This is a genomic window from Duganella aceris (assembly GCF_011090165.1).
GTDB lineage: Bacteria > Pseudomonadota > Gammaproteobacteria > Burkholderiales > Burkholderiaceae_D > Rugamonas > Rugamonas aceris.
In genome coordinates this window covers 49256-63540 of record NZ_JAADJT010000013.1, presented here as the reverse complement: position 1 = coordinate 63540, position 14285 = coordinate 49256, and the positions used below count along the sequence as shown (strand labels likewise).

The following is a 14285-nucleotide window of genomic DNA, read 5'->3' as shown; positions in this document are numbered from 1 at the left end:
GCTCAACAGTAGCGCACGCTACTGTTGAGCCCGTGTCCAGTTTTTAGCTCTGACCCCGGAGTTTAGGACATTCAGGTTTGGGCCGGTCCGACGGTGGAACCAGCCAGCAGGATGGGCTGCCACAGCTCCTGCAACTCGCTGGCCGGGGTGCCGTCCACCAGCGCCAGCAGCATGGCGATCATGCGGGCGCCGGCCTGGCGCGGGTCGGGTTGGTCGATCGTCGTGACGTGGGCGCCGAGCAGCGTGTCGGCCATGTTGCCCCAGACGATCAGGGAGATCTCTTTGCCGATCTCGATGCCGGCGTCCAGCAGCGCGCGCAGCGCGCCTGCGCCGGACAGGTGGTTGTCGACGATGACCGCCGTCGGACGCGGCGAGCACGCCAGCAGTCGCTGCATCGCCTCGTGGCCGCTGCGGCGGTCCAGCGTGTCGGCGATCAGGTGGCGCGGATCCACCGACAATCCCGCCGCCGTCATCGATGCCACGAAGCTGTCCTTGCGCTGACGGGCGAAGTTCAATTCCAGCGGTGCGCTGATCAGGGCGACGCGCTGGTGGCCCAGGCCCAGCAGCCGCTCCACCGCCATGCGGATGCCGGCGGCGTTGTCGTAGTCGAACCACGCATACGGCGCGTCCAGCTGCGTGCGGCCGTGCGCGACGAAGGGAAATTTGGATTTGCTGAGGAAGGCGATGCGCTCGTCGTGCACCAGCGTGCGGCCGATCACCAGGCCGTCGACCCGCCGCCCACGCACGATCTGCTGGTACGACGGCTGCTCCGCCGCCGGCGACACCGGGGCGATGATCAAATTCTTGTTGACCGCTTCCAGCGCGGCCGACATGCCGGCCACCACGTCGAGGAACATCGGGTCGCCCAGGTCCGCCGGCAGCAGCGGGTAGATGATGCCGAACACATTGGTGCGCCCCAGCGCCAGCGAGCGCGCCATCGGATTCGGCTGATAGCCGGCGTCCGCCGCCGCCTTCAATACGCGCTCGCGGGTGCGGACGTTGACCTCGGGGTAGCCGTTCAATGCCCGGCTCACCGTGGTCTTCGATACACCCAGTTGATTCGCGAGGCGCTCCAGATTCATAAAAGATCGATCAATGCTGACCGCTGATTATAGCGGTGCGGTCAAATTCTCCGCCACCGTCATCGACCGCCTTTTTGAAGAAATACAACATCACCAGCACGATCGAGATCGGCACCAGCGTCAGGTAAAACGCGAAATGGCCGCTGAAATTGCCGAACACGTAGCCGGTGATCAGCGAGCCGGTGGTGCCGCCCAGCGCCGAGAAAATCACCAGCAGCCCGGTCATCGACGAGTGCTGGTTCTTCGGCAAAGAGCTCAGCATCACCGAGTTGATGCCGGGGTAGATCGGCGCCATGAACAATCCGATCAGCGGGAACAGGAAGGTCGCCAGCGGCGCCGTGGCCCAGGTGATGTGCGGGTCGGCCACCACGTCGTGCGTCAGCGGCAGCGCGAGCAGCACCATCGCGGCCATGCCCAGCACGCAGGCGTTCATCACCGGATACCAGTTCAACTTGCGCATCAGGACCCCGGCCGACAAGCGCCCCACCGCCAGGCATGCGGCGAAGATGCTGGTCACTTCGACGCTCATCGCCGCCGGCAGCTTGAGGATTTCGTTGTTGAAGGTCGGCAGCCAGGTGCCGACGCTTTGCTCGATCAGCACGTACAGGAAGGCGGTGATGACGAACACGCACACCAGCGGCTTGAAGAACAGCTTGAGCATCGCGGCGAAATCCTGCGCGATGCTGCGGCCCGCCGGCAGCGCGGCCATGTCTTCGTTGAAGGGCGTGAACAGCAGCAGCGCGAACGTGCCCGCGCACAGCACCGCCAGCACCCAGTACACCTGCAGCCAGCTTTGCGACAGCGGGTCGCGCGAGTCGATGAAGTAGCCGAACACCCAGTACGCGCTCAACACGCCGACCATGAAGAAGCCTTCCAGCAGGTTCATGATGCTGGCGTGCTGCTTGCGGTCGGCGGCGATCAGCCCCAGCGTCGAATACACCGACACCTTCACCAGCGCGAACGCGACGCCGACGCAGAAGAACAGCAGCTTGGTGGTGGCGAACGACGGCAGCAGCGGCATGGCGACGCAGGCGGCGGTGACGATGGCCAGCCCGGTCAGCATCGCTTTCTTGTAGCCGAGACGCGGCAGGACGGAGGCGATCAAAAACGACACCGCCGCGATCGGCAGATCCTTGAAGCCTTCCAGCACGCTGGCGCTGGATTTGCTCACGCCGTAGTTGCCGATCACCTGCAGGATCACCGTGCCGACGCTGTTCAGCAGAATCGCGAAAACGAAATAAATCAAAAATAGCGCGAATAGAATGCGATGGTTCTTCATGCTGCGGTCTCCGTTATTTTTTGCCGCGCTTGGCGCGCGGTCAGTATGCGGCCAGATTGAATTCGCTCAGGCTGGTGATGACGACATCCGCCTGCGTCAACACGAAGGGATGGCCTATCCCCAGCGCGAACATGCCCGCCGATTTGATCGACGCCACGCCCGCCACCGCGTCCTCGACGCCGAGGCAGTCGGCCGGCGCGACGCCCAGTTCGCGCGCGGCCTTGAGGAAGATCTCCGGATCCGGCTTGCCGCGCGCGATGGTCGCGGCGTCGACCACGTAGTCGAATTTGTCGGTGATGCCCAGCCGCTCCAGCACCGTGAAGGCGTTCTTGCTGACCGACGCCAGGCCGATGCGCAGGCCGGCGGCGCGCACCGTGTCCAGCGCCGCCACCGCGCCGGGCAGCAGGTCCGATGCCGACATCGTTGCGATCAGTTCCTGGTAGTGCAGGTTCTTCTCGTCCGCCAGCGCCAGCTTTTCCTCCGGCGTGTAGGCGCGCTTGGCGCCGGCCAGGATCAGGTCCAGCGATCCCATACGGTCGATGCCCTTCAGGTTCTCGTTGAACGCGTGGTCGAAGTGCACACCCTGCGATTCCGCCAGGCGCTTCCACGCCAGGTAGTGATAGTGGGCGGTATCGGTGATCACGCCATCCAGATCGAAAATAACTGCTTTAAAACGGCTCATGCGAAACTCCTTGATTGCTTGGGCTGCGACAGGGCCAACGCGACGGGCTCGTCGCCATGCATGAAGTCCAGCACCTCGCCTTGCAGCAGGCTGTAGTCGGCGCGGCCGGGCTCGATGTGCACTTCCAGCAGCGCACCCTTGAAATGGATCTTGAACGTGTAGTGCTGCCACTTGGCCGGCAGCGACGGCGCAAATTTCAGTTCGCCTCCCACCACCCGCATGCCGGCGAAGCCGTAGGCCACGCCCATCCAGGTGCCGGCCATCGCGGCCGTGTGCACGCCGTAGTGGGTGTTACCGTGCGTGTCGTCCAGGTCGAGGCGCGCGGTCTCCATGAAGTAGTCGTAGGCCTTGTCCTGATAGCCCACTTCCGCCGCGATGATGCTGAAGATGCAGGACGACAGCGAGGAATCGTGCGTGGTCACCTTTTCGTAGTAGTCGAAGTCGCGGCGCTTGTCCTCCAGCGTGAACTGGTCCGACAGCAGCAACAGCGCCAGCACCACGTCCGCCTGCTTGCACACCTGGTGGCGGTAGATCACCATCGGGTGGTAGTTCAGCAGCAGCGGGTAATTCTCCTTCGGCGTGTTGGCGAAGTCCCACACCTTCTTCGACAGGAAGCTGTCGTCCTGGGCGTGGATCTGCAGCGCCTCGTCGTACGGAAGATTCATCAGCGACGCGGCGCGGCGCCATTCGGCCGGCTCGTTCGCGTCCAGCACGGCCAGCCCGGCGATGCGCGCGAACTCCGCCGGCTCGGTCGCCTGCAACTGCTCGGCGATGGCCGCGGCGAAGTCCAGATGCATCCGCGCCATCGCGTTGGTGTAGTAGTTGTTGTTGACCAGCGCCGTGTATTCGTCCGGGCCGGTCACCTGGTTGATGCAGAAGCGGCCCTCGCGGTCGTAGCTGCCGATGCCCATCCAGATGCGCGCCGTCTCCATGACGATTTCCGCGCCGTGCTTGACCAGGTATTCCTGGTCGTTGGTCGCTTCCATATACAGCTTGATGGAATAGGCGATGTCGGCGTTGATGTGGTACTGCGCGGTGCCGGCCGGGAAGTAGGCCGAGCATTCGTCGCCGGCGATGGTGCGCCACGGGTACAGCGCGCCGGTGGCGTGCGACATCTGGCGTGCGCGTTCGCGCGCTTTCGGCAGGCCGGCGTAACGGTACTCCAGCAGCTTGCGCGCGATCTCCGGTTTCGAGTACAGGAAGAACGGGAAGATGTAGATTTCCGTGTCCCAGAAATAGTGGCCTTCGTAGCCTTCGCCGGTCACGCCCTTGGCGGAGATATTGGTCTTGCCGTCGCGGCCCACCGATTGCAGCAGGTGGAATTGGTTGAAGTGGATGCCTTGCTGGAGCGCGTCGTCGCCGGCGATCTGCACGTCGGCCTGCTGCCAGAAGTCGGCCAGGTACTGCTCCTGCGCCAGGCGCAGCTCGTCGAAGCCGGCCGCCTTGGCGCTGGCCAGCGTCTCCCTGCTACGCCACATCAGCTCTTTCGCGTCGTAGTCGCGCGACGAGTAATAGCTGCCGAATTTTTTCAGGCCCAGCGTCTGGCCTTCGCTCACCTGCAGTTCCCAGGTCTGCGTCAGGCGCTGGCCTTGCCGCGCGGTGACCGCCGGCAGGTCGACGCTGAGCGCGGTCTCGGTCGCGCTGATCAGCGTGAAGCCGCTGTTGTGGGTCTTCTGCACCAGCGCCGAGAAGCTGTCGGTCTGCTCGCTGTCGATCATGTGCAGCGTCGGGCCGGAGATGGCCGAGCCGACGCGTGGATCGTCGCCGGCTTCCAGGTTCTTCACCGCGCCGTCGAGCGCCGACACCAGCCGCAGGCGGCCGGCGAAATTCAGCGAGGTCACTTCGAACTCGATCGCGAACAGGTGCTTGTTATCGAAGCACACCAGGCGTCGGCTTTGCACGCGCACGCTGCGGCCCTGCGGCGAAGTCCATTCCAGTGAGCGGGTCAACACGCCGGTGCGGAAGTCGAGCACGCGCTCGTAGGCCTGCACGCTGCCGGTCAGCGGATCGAAGCGCTCGTCGTCCAGCCACAGTTCGATGCCCTTGGCGTTCGGCACGTTCAGCATGAACTGGTTGACCTTGGCCAGGCCGTAGGCCGCCTCCGGATACTGGATCGGCTCCGATTCGTAGAAGCCGTTCAGATAGGTGCCGTCCAGCGAGGTGCCGGCCGGGCCGCTGTAGCCCTCTTCGCCGGTGCCGCGCAGGCCGATGTAGCCGTTGCCGAGCGCGAACAGCGTCTCGTCGAGAAAATGGGAGTCGGTGTCGAAGGCGGTCTCGCGGATGCACCAGGCTTCCAGAGGATAAGTGTGTTGTTGCACAGCGTATTCCTTAAAATATGCGATTCAAAGCGGTTTGAATTTTGAAAAACAGCTGTTTTACGGCGTTTTCAAAGGAAATCTAGGTATGACGTACCATCAGGGTGGTCGGCAGCATTTCGGAAGCGACCGTGTGGCCTTCGATCAGGCCCAACATCTTCTTGGCCAACAACACGCCGCCGTCGCGCAGATACTGGTGCACGGACGTCAGCGGCGGCACGAAACTGGCGGCGCCGGGCGTATCGTCGTAGCCGATGACGGAGACATTCTCCGGCACCCGCAAATTCTTCTCGGCCAGCGCGCGGATCGCGCCCATGGCCAGCAAGTCACTGGCGGCGAACACGCCGTCGAAATTGGCGCCCTTCTTCTTCAGCAGCGACGAGATGCTGTCGAAGCCCGCCTCGAAAGTGAAGGCCTTGGGCCGGATGATGTGCACCGTGGCCCGGCCGCCCATCGCGTCGATGAAGCCGGCGCAGCGTTCCTGCACCTCGGCGTGGTCGACGTCGCCCAGGAACACCAGCTTCTGCCGGCCCTGCGCGATGAAGCGTTCGGCGGCGCTGACGCCGCCCTTCCTGTTGTCGGAGCCGACCACGATGTAGTCGGTCCCCGGTTCCGGCGCGCCCCACACCACCAGCGGCATGCCGGTCTGCTGCAAGGTGCGCACCGCCTCGCCGTGCGAGCCCTGGCCCAGCAGGATCAGGCCGTCGGCGCCCTGCACCGGCGCGGTGTTCATCAACTGCTTCGATGTCAGCACCACGCTGTAGCCGGCGGTGGTCAATTCCTGCGTGATGCCGCCCAACAGCTCCAGCGGATACGGATCCGACATCGGCCGGCCGCGCACCGGTGTCATTTCCACCACAACCGCCACCGAATAACTGCGGCCCATGCGCAGGTTGCGCGCGCTGACGTTCAAGCGATAACCCTGCTGCTCGGCCAGCGCGCGGATTTTCTCGCGCGTTTCCACCGTCACCAGCGGACTGTCGCGCAAGGCGCGCGATACCGTGATCTTGGAGACGCCGGCCAGCTTGGCCAGGTCTTCCATCGTCAGTGCTGTTTCGCTTTTGCGGGCTACAGTCTTATTCGCGGGCATCGGGGGTTCACAGGGTTAACATCAAGGTTTCGGATCGCATTATGACAGATAATTTAAATTTGTCGCGAAAAATGACATCGATAACATTTCAATTGACATCGATATCATTTCTTGTTTCAATGAGCATTCTTCACCAGATTGTTGAAGACGGGGATGGAACTGCGAGCCTAGCAAGTGCCGTCCAGGAGACGATTTACCCCTAATAAGAAAGCACAGACACGATGAAAAGCCAGAATCCTTTCCTGTTGTCCGCCGTCGCGGCCGCAGTCCTGACGTTGCTGAACCAGTCCGCCGTCGCCCAGGAGCAGGCGGCGCCCCCGGCCGCCGCCGCCCCGTCCACCGAAGTCAGCAAGGAAATCGCGCAAGTGGTGGTCACCGGCACCGCGTCGGCGCGCGGCGTGCGCAAGGTCGATTCGGCCTTCTCGATCACCACCGCCAGCGAAGAACAGCTCAAGCAAGCCTCGCCGAGCAGCACCGCCGACATCATGAAACTGGTGCCGGGCGTGTACGCGGAATCGACCGGCGGCCAGTCCGGCGCCAACATCGAGGTGCGCGGCTTCCCGTCGGGCAGCGATTCGCCGTTCGTCTCGGTGCAGATGATGGGCAATCCGATCTATCCGCCGCCGACGCTGTCGTTCTTTGAAGGTTCGTCGGCGTTCCGCCTGGATGACACGGTCGAGCGCGTCGAAGTGCTGCGCGGCGGCCCGTCGACCATTTATTCGAACGGCCAGCCCGGCGCGACCATGAACTTCCTGCTGAAGGAAGGCAGCGACACGCCGGAAGGCTCGGTGCGCTTCACCACCGGCACCGGCAGCCTGCGCCGCGTCGACATGTACTACGGCGGCAAGATCAGCGACGGCTGGTACGGCTCGGTCGGCGGCTTCTACCGCAAGACCGACGGTGTGCGCGACGCCGGCTTCCCGGCCGACGACGGCCACCAGATCACCGCCACGCTGACCCGCAACCTGGACCAGGGCAAGCTGACCCTGTACGCGCGCAGCACCGACGACAAGAACGCCTTCTACACCGGCGTGCCGCTGATCTCCAGCAACGGCGGCCGCACCATCAGCGCCTTCCCCGGCTTCGATCCGCTGACCGGCACCCTGATGAGCGGCGAAATGCGCAACTTCACCATCGAAGCGGCGCCGGGCAAGACGCTGAATAAAGACCTCGGCGACGGCCGCGGCCTGAAAGCCACCGTGTTCGGCGCCAACTTCGACCAGAAGATCGGCGACTGGAGCGTGTCGAACAAGTTCAACCGCTTCGACGGCGACCTGAACACCATCGCCATGTTCACCGGTAACAATCCGCTGTCGATGAGCTCGTACATCAACGCCGCCATCGCCTCGGCCAACAGCAACCCCGCCACGGTCGCGGCCGCCGGCGGCAAGCTGGCCACGGCGGGCGTCGCCACCTATGTGCACGGCGGCGCGGTCGACGGCAACCAGCAGGTGGTGCAGGCCGGCCTGTGGTCGGTGGAGAAGCAACTGAAATCCTTCACCGACGAACTGCGCGTCAGCAAGGAAGTGGGCAAGAACAACACCGTCACCGTCGGCGGCTACTTCGCCGACTACACCTCGCACGACGTCTGGTACCTCGGCAACAGCCACCTGATGACGGCCGTGCCGCAAGCCAGCCTGATCAACGTAACGCTGAACAACGGCGTCATCGTGTCGAAGAACGGCACCGACGGCAACGTCAACTATGCGCCGGTCGCGTCGTATGACGGCAGCAACACCGCCTTCTTCATCTCGGACGAGTGGAAAGTCAACGACCTGATCAAGGTGGACGCCGGCGTGCGCCGCGAGCGTCAGAAAATCAGCGGCACCATCTCCAACCTGATGTCGGCCGACACCGACAACAATCCGCTGACCGTGTACAACAACGGCACCTCGATGCCGGACGGCTCCAACACCTACCTGCGCCGCACCGACAGCGCCAACTCCTTCACCATCGGCGGCAACTACAAGCTGGGCAAGGACACGGCGGTGTTCGTCCGCGCCAACAGCGGCCACACCTTCGTCTCGTTCGACGATATCCGCGGCGCCGGCAACCAGGCCACCGCCAATGACCGCAACGTGCTGCCGACGCCGAAGGTGAACCAGTACGAAGTCGGCTTCAAGACCGCAACGCAGCTCTACAGCGCGTATATCAACGCCTTCCACACGGAATTCGACGGCATCGCGTTCACCCAGATCCTCTCCAACGGACAGGAACTGCATTCGATCAGCGGCTCCAAGGGCAACGGCGTGGAGTTCGAGATCGCCGTGCGTCCGATCGAGAACCTGCAACTGTCGCTGACCGGCGATTATCAGAAGTCCGAGTACCGCGACAATCCGAGCACCGAAGGCAAGACCGTGCAGCGCCAGCCGAAGCTGCAATTCCGCTTCACGCCGACCTACCGGATTCCTTTCGGCGACGGCAACTCGGCCAAGATCTACGGCACCTACACCTCGATCGGCGAACGCTGGGCCGACCAGGCGAATCAGCAATACTTGCCGTCGTATCGCACCGTGGATGCCGGCGTGCTGTTCTCGCTGGGTGAAAAAATCGAAGTGCGCCTGGCCGGCACCAACCTCAACAACGAGCTCGGCCTGACCGAAGGCAACTCCCGCCTGACCACCGGCGGCACCGGCCCGATCAACGCGCGTCCGCTGTTCGGCCGCACCTGGGAAGCATCGGTGCTGTACCGCTTCTAAGCCGCAAACCGCCCTCCTCACAGGCAAGGCTTAGTCAGCCTTGCCTTTTTTGTTTTTATGGCCTAATCTGCAATAGATCGTTATCTGAAGCGATCCTGTCTCGCTGTGTCCAAAATTTAGTGCCGGGAATTCACCGTGACCTCGATCTCGTCCGTCAATGCGCTGCAGGCATCGGTTGCGCTCGCCGAAAGGCAAGTGCAGCAGGATCAGGTGCGCGTCAGCCAGGACGCCAGCCGGCTCGACGCCAGCCGTTCGCAGCTGGTGGCGGACAAGCAAAAATTGAACGATACCCAGCGCGAGAGCGACAAGGCGGCGCAGCCGCCCCTGCAAGCGGCGCCCGCCGTCAACCTGAGCAACGCCATCGAGAAGCCGTCGCGCGCCGAGCAAATCCTGCCGCCCGAGCTGAGCCAGCCCAAGCCGCAGGTGAATACGCTGGGTCAGACCATTGGCAAGTTGATCAACGTGGTCGCCTAGGCGGCGGCTTTTTCCCGCGCCACCACCGTTTCCCACCAGTGATCCGTCGCCAGCGGCGCGCGGATATCCAGCGGCTTGCCGATTTCCGGCGTGGCGAGCGGCAGGCGGCGCTCGGCGGCCAGTTGCGCGATGCGGTCGAACGGGTCGTGCCAGGCGTGCAGCGACAAGTCAAAGGTCCCGTTGTGTATCGGCAGCAGCACCTTGCCGCGCAAATCGATGTGCGCCTGCAAGGATTCCTCCGGCTGCATGTGCACGTCCGGCCATTGCGGATCGTAGGCGCCGGTCTCGACCATGGTCAGGTCGAACGGGCCATACTTGTTGCCGATCTCCTTGAAACCATCGAAGTAGCCGCTATCGCCACTGAAAAATACCCGAACGTCGCGGTCCTCGATCACGAACGAGGCCCACAGCGTCTTGTTGCGGTCGCTGATGGTGCGGCCGGAGAAATGCTGCGCCGGCGTCGCCACCAGCTTGACCCCGGCCACCTGCGTACTCTGCCACCAGCCCAGCTGGCGCACCTTGGCCGCCGGGATGCCCCAGCCGATCAGGCGGTCGCCGACGCCGGTCGGCGTGATGAAATGCTCGACCTTGCCGGCCAGTTTCATCACCGCCGCGTAATCGAGGTGGTCGTAATGGTCGTGCGACAGGATCACGCCCTTGATCGGCGGCAGTTCCTCGATGCCGATCGGCGGCTGGTGGAAGCGTTGCGGACCGGCCCACTGCACCGGCGACGCGCGCTCGGAAAACACCGGATCGGTCAACCAGAAGTGGCCGTTCAACTTCAGCAACACCGTCGAATGCCCGAGGCGGAACAGGCTGCGATCCGGAGCATCCAATAATTGCTGCTGCGTGATCGCGTGAACCGGGATGGCCTGGGTCGGCACAGTGTCTTTCGGCTTGTCGAAAGCGAAACGCAACATGATGCCCAGGCTCTTGAGGAATCCCATCTGATGCATCTTGACCGGATTGCGGAAGCGGCCGTTGCGGCTGCGCGGCGCGCTGGGCGTGGACAGCCCGTCGAGGTTGTTGACGGCGGACTCGGCGATGACGGATGGATAACTCATGAGCTCTGCTCCAGGGAATAAGAATGGATTCCCTGGTGTAGACGCGGCAGCCGCGCGGATATTGTACGAACTAAGCGAACGCCACCGAATAAATCGGCGGCAGGGTGGTCGAGATGGTTTGCCACTGGCCGCCGCCGTCCTCCGACAGCCAGGCGCCGCCGGTGGTCGAGCCCATCAGCAACACCTGGCCGTCGTCGCTGACCGCCAGGCCGTGGCGGTAGACCAGGTCGTAACAATGCTGTTGCGGCAAGCCGCCGCGCCAGGCGCAGAAGGTTTCACCACCGTTGCTGGTGCGCGTCACCGCCAGCGCCGCGTGCGGCGGAATGCGCTTGCTGTCCGCCTCGGCCGGCACGAACCACGCCGTCTCGCCGTCGCGCGGATGCACCGCCACCGCGAAGCCGAAGTTGGACACCGGCGCCGCCGGCCTGATCTCGGTCCAGTGGGCGCCGTTGTCGACGCTGCGCCAGATGCCGTTGTGATGCTGGCACCACAATTTATCCGGCTCGCCCGGACAGCGCACGATGCGGTGCGGATCCTGCACCGCCTCCTCGCCGGCCAGTTCGGGCGGCATATAGGTCGCGAGCATGCCGCGCGCGCGCAACGACCAGCTGGCGCCGCCATCCTCGGTCAGCCAGGCGCCGCCGCAGGAGACGCCGACCAGCACCGAATCGCTGTCGCGCGGATCGACGCAGATGCTATGCACGCCCGGCACGTCGTAGCCGCCGCCCATCCACTGCGCGCGCTCCGGCACGTTCCACAAGGCATCCACCAGTCGCCAGCTGTCGCCGCGATCGTTGGAGCGGAACAAGCCGCCCGGCAGGGTGCCGGCCCACAGCACGCCGGGCTGGTCCGGCCCGCCGGCCGCCAGGCACCAGATCATGCGCACCGTCCAGTCGACCGGATCGGCGCTGCCCTCCGGCTTGGGCGGAAAGGCCGGCGCCGCCACCTCGACCCAGTCCATGCCGCCGGGGTCGCGCCGGTGCAGCTTGGCACCGAAATGGCCCAGATGCAGCGCCGCGTACAGCGTGCCGTCGCGGCGGTCCGGCAACACGATCGACACCGGATCGCCGAGGAAATGCTGTTGATCGAGCAGCCAGGCTTCGTGCGTGCGGTAGACTTCGAACAATCCTTTGCGGGTCGCGATGTAGGCGCGGTCGGACATATCAGCCTCCTGAAAGAGCTTGCAGAATATAGACCTTGGAATCGGGCGCGAGCGCATCGTTCAATATTTGCCGCTCGCGGCTGCGCTGGCCGTCGATGAAGATCACCACGTTCTCGCGCAGATGGCCTTGCTCGTCGAGCACATAGCCGCGCAGGCGCGGATGCTCGGCGAACGCGGCGTCGAGCGCGCAGCGCAGATCGCCGGCCCGGGTTTCCACCTGCGGCACGGTCATGAAGCGGCCTAATTGCTGGGTAAATATCAAGAGCGCCATCTTCCAGATTCTATGCCGATTAGCCTAAAATGAAAATGCGTCAACCAATGGAGCCACGCATGACGATCACGCCGCAGGAACTGGAATTGCTGATGCAGGAAGTGGAGAAGGAGGATCCGATCGACTTCGCCGACCTGCCCTTCGACGAACATGATTTGCGCGGGCTGATCTCCAACCATCTGTGCGAGATGGCGGAGGCGATGGAAAGCTTCAGCGACGAGGACAAGCACCTGACGCTGCTGGCCGTGGCGGCCAAGCTGGTGCTGGAAAACATGGTGCTCAACATCCAGCTGCTGCGGCGCCACGGCGTGCCGCTCAGCGATACCACGGAGGCGCTGTTGCAGCGCCTCCGCAAGCGCGACTAGCTCAGGCGGCCGGCGGGAAGTCCAGGGTCGTCACGTTGACGCGGTTGAACAGATTGGTGAAGGTGATGCTGGCCACCGCCAGCAGGACATCGATAATCTGCGCATCGCTGTAGCCGGCTTGCTTGACGGCGATCACGACATCGGCCGGCACGTCGCCGCTGGTGGTCACGACGGTGTGGACGAAGGTGGCCAGCGCATCGATGCGGGCGTCGCCGCTGCCGCCGCCGTGACGCACCGCCTGGATCGCATCGGCGCTCAGGCCGGCCTTGCCGCCCATCAGCGAGTGCGCGGCCAGGCAATACTGACATTCGGCTTCCTGGCTGACGGCCAGCTTCACCACTTCGATTTCCTTGGCGCTCAGGCTGGATTTGCGCAGCGCGCCGTCCAGGTTCAGCGCCGCCTCCAGCGCCACCGGGCTGTTGCTGCCGATGGTGGCGTAGGCGTTGGGCACTTTGCCGAGCGCGCCCTTGATGGCGCTGAACAATTGGGCGGTGTGGCCGGTGGCTTCCGCAACAGGTTGGGTGAACAAGCGGGTCATGATGTTTCCTTTCAAAGTCGGTTGGTATGGAACACAGTTTAGGCCGGCGACCTGTAATTGCTAATGCCGGATATGCTCTATAATTTGCTCATTAGTCTCAAAACTCGAATCAGCAACTATGGACGCACTCAGCCAACTGCTCACCCTGTACCCGATGCGCACCGCGCTGGACGTGCGCTGCCACTTCGGCGCGCCGTGGGTGCTCGACCATCCGGGCACCGCCAGCGGCGTCGCGCCGTATCACCTGATCGTGCGCGGCGAGGCGCAGGTCGGCGGGCAGGCGCTGCAAGCGGGCGACATCGTGGTCTTTCCGCACGGCGCCGCGCACCGGCTGTACCTTGGCGATCCGGCCGCCGCCTCGTCGATGCGCGACTTGCCAGGCGGCCTGCTGGAACTGAAAGGCAACGATGGCGACGGCCCGCCGACCGACATCCTGTGCGGCGAGTTCCGCTTCGACACCGACGACAGCCTGCTGACCGCGCTGCCGCCGATGCTGGTGGTGCGCAGCGCCGGCCGCGCCGACGCCACCGGCCTGCGCAACCTGATCGACATATTGCAGATGGAGGCGGAGACGCCGCGCGCGGGGTCGGAGGCGATCGTGCGGCAACTGGCGTCGGCGCTGTTCGCGCTGCTGATCCGCTGCTGGCTGGAGCAGTCGATGACGGTGCCGGGATTGTTCGCGGTGATGGCGGAGCGCCGCCTGCAAGCGGCCCTGCTGGGCATGCTGTCCGCGCCGCAGCGGCCGTGGACGCTGGAGGATCTGGCGCAGGCCTGCCATATGTCGCGCGCCACGTTCGCGCGGCTGTTCACCAAGGCGGCCGGCGCGACGCCGGCTGCGGTGCTGACGCAACTGCGGATGACGCGCGCGGCGCGTTTGCTCGACACCGGCAAGCAGGCCGGCGACGTGGCGGAATCGGTGGGCTATCAGTCGGAGGCGGCGTTCAACCGGGCCTTCAAGCGTCAGTACGGGGTGGGGCCGGGCGCATACCGGCGGCGGGGGCCAGAATAAGCAGGTCGGATTCGGCGATGGCCACGCAGGGCAGGATGTAGCCTTCGCGCTTTTCGTCCAGGCTCAGGCCGGGCCATTCGATCTTGTAGCGCACCGTGCCGCCGCGCATCATGCAGATGCAGGTGCGGCAGGTGCCGTTGCGGCAGGAACTGGGCAGGCGGATGCCGGCCTGCTCGGCCGACTCCAGCACGGTCGCCGGCGCTTCGGCCTCGAAACTCCACCCCTTGTTTTCCAGCGTTACCGTGTAGCTCATGT

14 protein-coding genes are annotated in these 14285 nt (G+C 64.4%); 4 read left to right on the top strand and 10 right to left on the bottom strand.

Going from position 1 to position 14285, the window contains the following annotated elements:
* Positions 1 to 71 precede the first annotated feature (71 nt).
* The 5 genes from GW587_RS25015 to GW587_RS24995 form a co-directional block, all read right to left on the bottom strand.
* Complete coding sequence (locus tag GW587_RS25015) at positions 72 to 1082, bottom strand: substrate-binding domain-containing protein (RefSeq protein ID WP_166107625.1); 1011 nt, start codon at positions 1080 to 1082, stop codon at positions 72 to 74.
* 10 nt (positions 1083 to 1092) lie between these two features.
* A complete protein-coding gene (locus GW587_RS25010) occupies positions 1093 to 2361 on the bottom strand; it encodes an MFS transporter (protein ID WP_166107624.1) in 1269 nt (422 codons plus the stop codon).
* A gap of 40 nt (positions 2362 to 2401) precedes the next feature.
* The gene (pgmB, locus tag GW587_RS25005; RefSeq protein WP_166107623.1) at positions 2402 to 3043 is read right to left on the bottom strand and encodes a beta-phosphoglucomutase; all 642 of its coding nucleotides are present in this window, start codon (positions 3041 to 3043) and stop codon (positions 2402 to 2404) included.
* Positions 3040 to 5361, bottom strand: a complete 2322-nt coding sequence (locus tag GW587_RS25000) for a glycoside hydrolase family 65 protein (protein ID WP_166107622.1) — start codon at positions 5359 to 5361, stop codon at positions 3040 to 3042. Before GW587_RS25000 ends, pgmB begins: the two co-directional genes overlap by 4 nt.
* A gap of 79 nt (positions 5362 to 5440) precedes the next feature.
* Positions 5441 to 6400 (bottom strand): LacI family DNA-binding transcriptional regulator, encoded by a 960-nt coding sequence (locus tag GW587_RS24995; protein ID WP_229259649.1) that lies wholly within the window; start codon positions 6398 to 6400, stop codon positions 5441 to 5443.
* Positions 6401 to 6669: 269 nt separating this feature from the next.
* On the opposite strand from GW587_RS24995, the gene GW587_RS24990 reads away from it, so the two are divergent.
* Both GW587_RS24990 and GW587_RS24985 read left to right on the top strand, forming a co-directional pair.
* A complete protein-coding gene (locus GW587_RS24990; RefSeq protein WP_166107620.1) occupies positions 6670 to 9147 on the top strand; it encodes a TonB-dependent receptor in 2478 nt (825 codons plus the stop codon).
* Positions 9148 to 9282: 135 nt separating this feature from the next.
* On the top strand, positions 9283 to 9621 hold the full coding sequence (locus GW587_RS24985; protein WP_166107619.1) for a hypothetical protein: 339 nt from the start codon (positions 9283 to 9285) through the stop codon (positions 9619 to 9621).
* Here the strand turns inward: GW587_RS24985 and GW587_RS24980 are convergent.
* The 3 genes from GW587_RS24980 to GW587_RS24970 all read right to left on the bottom strand — a co-directional run bounded on the left by GW587_RS24980 (position 9618) and on the right by GW587_RS24970 (position 12118).
* On the bottom strand, positions 9618 to 10685 hold the full coding sequence (locus GW587_RS24980) for an MBL fold metallo-hydrolase (RefSeq protein ID WP_166107618.1): 1068 nt from the start codon (positions 10683 to 10685) through the stop codon (positions 9618 to 9620). The two genes, GW587_RS24985 and GW587_RS24980, sit on opposite strands and share 4 nt — an antisense overlap.
* Before the next feature lie 70 nt (positions 10686 to 10755).
* A complete protein-coding gene (locus GW587_RS24975) occupies positions 10756 to 11847 on the bottom strand; it encodes a WD40/YVTN/BNR-like repeat-containing protein (RefSeq protein WP_166107617.1) in 1092 nt (363 codons plus the stop codon).
* A gap of 1 nt (position 11848) precedes the next feature.
* Positions 11849 to 12118 carry a MoaD/ThiS family protein gene (locus GW587_RS24970; protein ID WP_166107616.1) on the bottom strand — a complete coding sequence of 90 codons (270 nt, stop codon included), beginning with the start codon at positions 12116 to 12118 and terminating at the stop codon, positions 11849 to 11851.
* A 59-nt stretch (positions 12119 to 12177) separates the two neighbouring features.
* On the opposite strand from GW587_RS24970, the gene GW587_RS24965 reads away from it, so the two are divergent.
* Positions 12178 to 12483: a hypothetical protein gene (locus GW587_RS24965; RefSeq protein WP_166107615.1), complete on the top strand. Its 306-nt coding sequence runs from the start codon at positions 12178 to 12180 to the stop codon at positions 12481 to 12483.
* A gap of 1 nt (position 12484) precedes the next feature.
* Here GW587_RS24965 and GW587_RS24960 read toward each other — a convergent pair whose 3' ends face one another.
* Positions 12485 to 13021 carry a carboxymuconolactone decarboxylase family protein gene (locus tag GW587_RS24960; RefSeq protein ID WP_166107614.1) on the bottom strand — a complete coding sequence of 179 codons (537 nt, stop codon included), beginning with the start codon at positions 13019 to 13021 and terminating at the stop codon, positions 12485 to 12487.
* Positions 13022 to 13139: 118 nt separating this feature from the next.
* Here GW587_RS24960 and GW587_RS24955 point away from each other — a divergent pair, with 118 nt between their 5' ends.
* Complete coding sequence (locus tag GW587_RS24955; RefSeq protein WP_166107613.1) at positions 13140 to 14030, top strand: AraC family transcriptional regulator; 891 nt, start codon at positions 13140 to 13142, stop codon at positions 14028 to 14030.
* Here GW587_RS24955 and GW587_RS24950 read toward each other — a convergent pair.
* On the bottom strand, positions 13975 to 14283 hold the full coding sequence (locus GW587_RS24950; RefSeq protein WP_166107612.1) for a 2Fe-2S iron-sulfur cluster-binding protein: 309 nt from the start codon (positions 14281 to 14283) through the stop codon (positions 13975 to 13977). The genes GW587_RS24955 and GW587_RS24950 overlap by 56 nt on opposite strands.
* Positions 14284 to 14285 lie beyond the last annotated feature (2 nt).

Excerpts from the sequence above, each read along its gene's own strand:
- GW587_RS25015 (WP_166107625.1), bottom strand. The coding sequence starts at position 1,082 with ATGAATCTGGAGCGCCTCGCGAATCAACTGGGTGTATCGAAGACCACG.
- GW587_RS25010 (WP_166107624.1), bottom strand. The coding sequence starts at position 2,361 with ATGAAGAACCATCGCATTCTATTCGCGCTATTTTTGATTTATTTCGTT.
- pgmB (WP_166107623.1), bottom strand. The coding sequence starts at position 3,043 with ATGAGCCGTTTTAAAGCAGTTATTTTCGATCTGGATGGCGTGATCACC.
- GW587_RS24995 (WP_229259649.1), bottom strand. The coding sequence starts at position 6,400 with ATGGAAGACCTGGCCAAGCTGGCCGGCGTCTCCAAGATCACGGTATCG.
- GW587_RS24990 (WP_166107620.1), top strand. The coding sequence starts at position 6,670 with ATGAAAAGCCAGAATCCTTTCCTGTTGTCCGCCGTCGCGGCCGCAGTC.
- GW587_RS24980 (WP_166107618.1), bottom strand. The coding sequence starts at position 10,685 with ATGAGTTATCCATCCGTCATCGCCGAGTCCGCCGTCAACAACCTCGAC.
- GW587_RS24975 (WP_166107617.1), bottom strand. The coding sequence starts at position 11,847 with ATGTCCGACCGCGCCTACATCGCGACCCGCAAAGGATTGTTCGAAGTC.
- GW587_RS24970 (WP_166107616.1), bottom strand. The coding sequence starts at position 12,118 with ATGGCGCTCTTGATATTTACCCAGCAATTAGGCCGCTTCATGACCGTG.
- GW587_RS24965 (WP_166107615.1), top strand. The coding sequence starts at position 12,178 with ATGACGATCACGCCGCAGGAACTGGAATTGCTGATGCAGGAAGTGGAG.
- GW587_RS24960 (WP_166107614.1), bottom strand. The coding sequence starts at position 13,021 with ATGACCCGCTTGTTCACCCAACCTGTTGCGGAAGCCACCGGCCACACC.
- GW587_RS24955 (WP_166107613.1), top strand. The coding sequence starts at position 13,140 with ATGGACGCACTCAGCCAACTGCTCACCCTGTACCCGATGCGCACCGCG.
- GW587_RS24950 (WP_166107612.1), bottom strand. The coding sequence starts at position 14,283 with ATGAGCTACACGGTAACGCTGGAAAACAAGGGGTGGAGTTTCGAGGCC.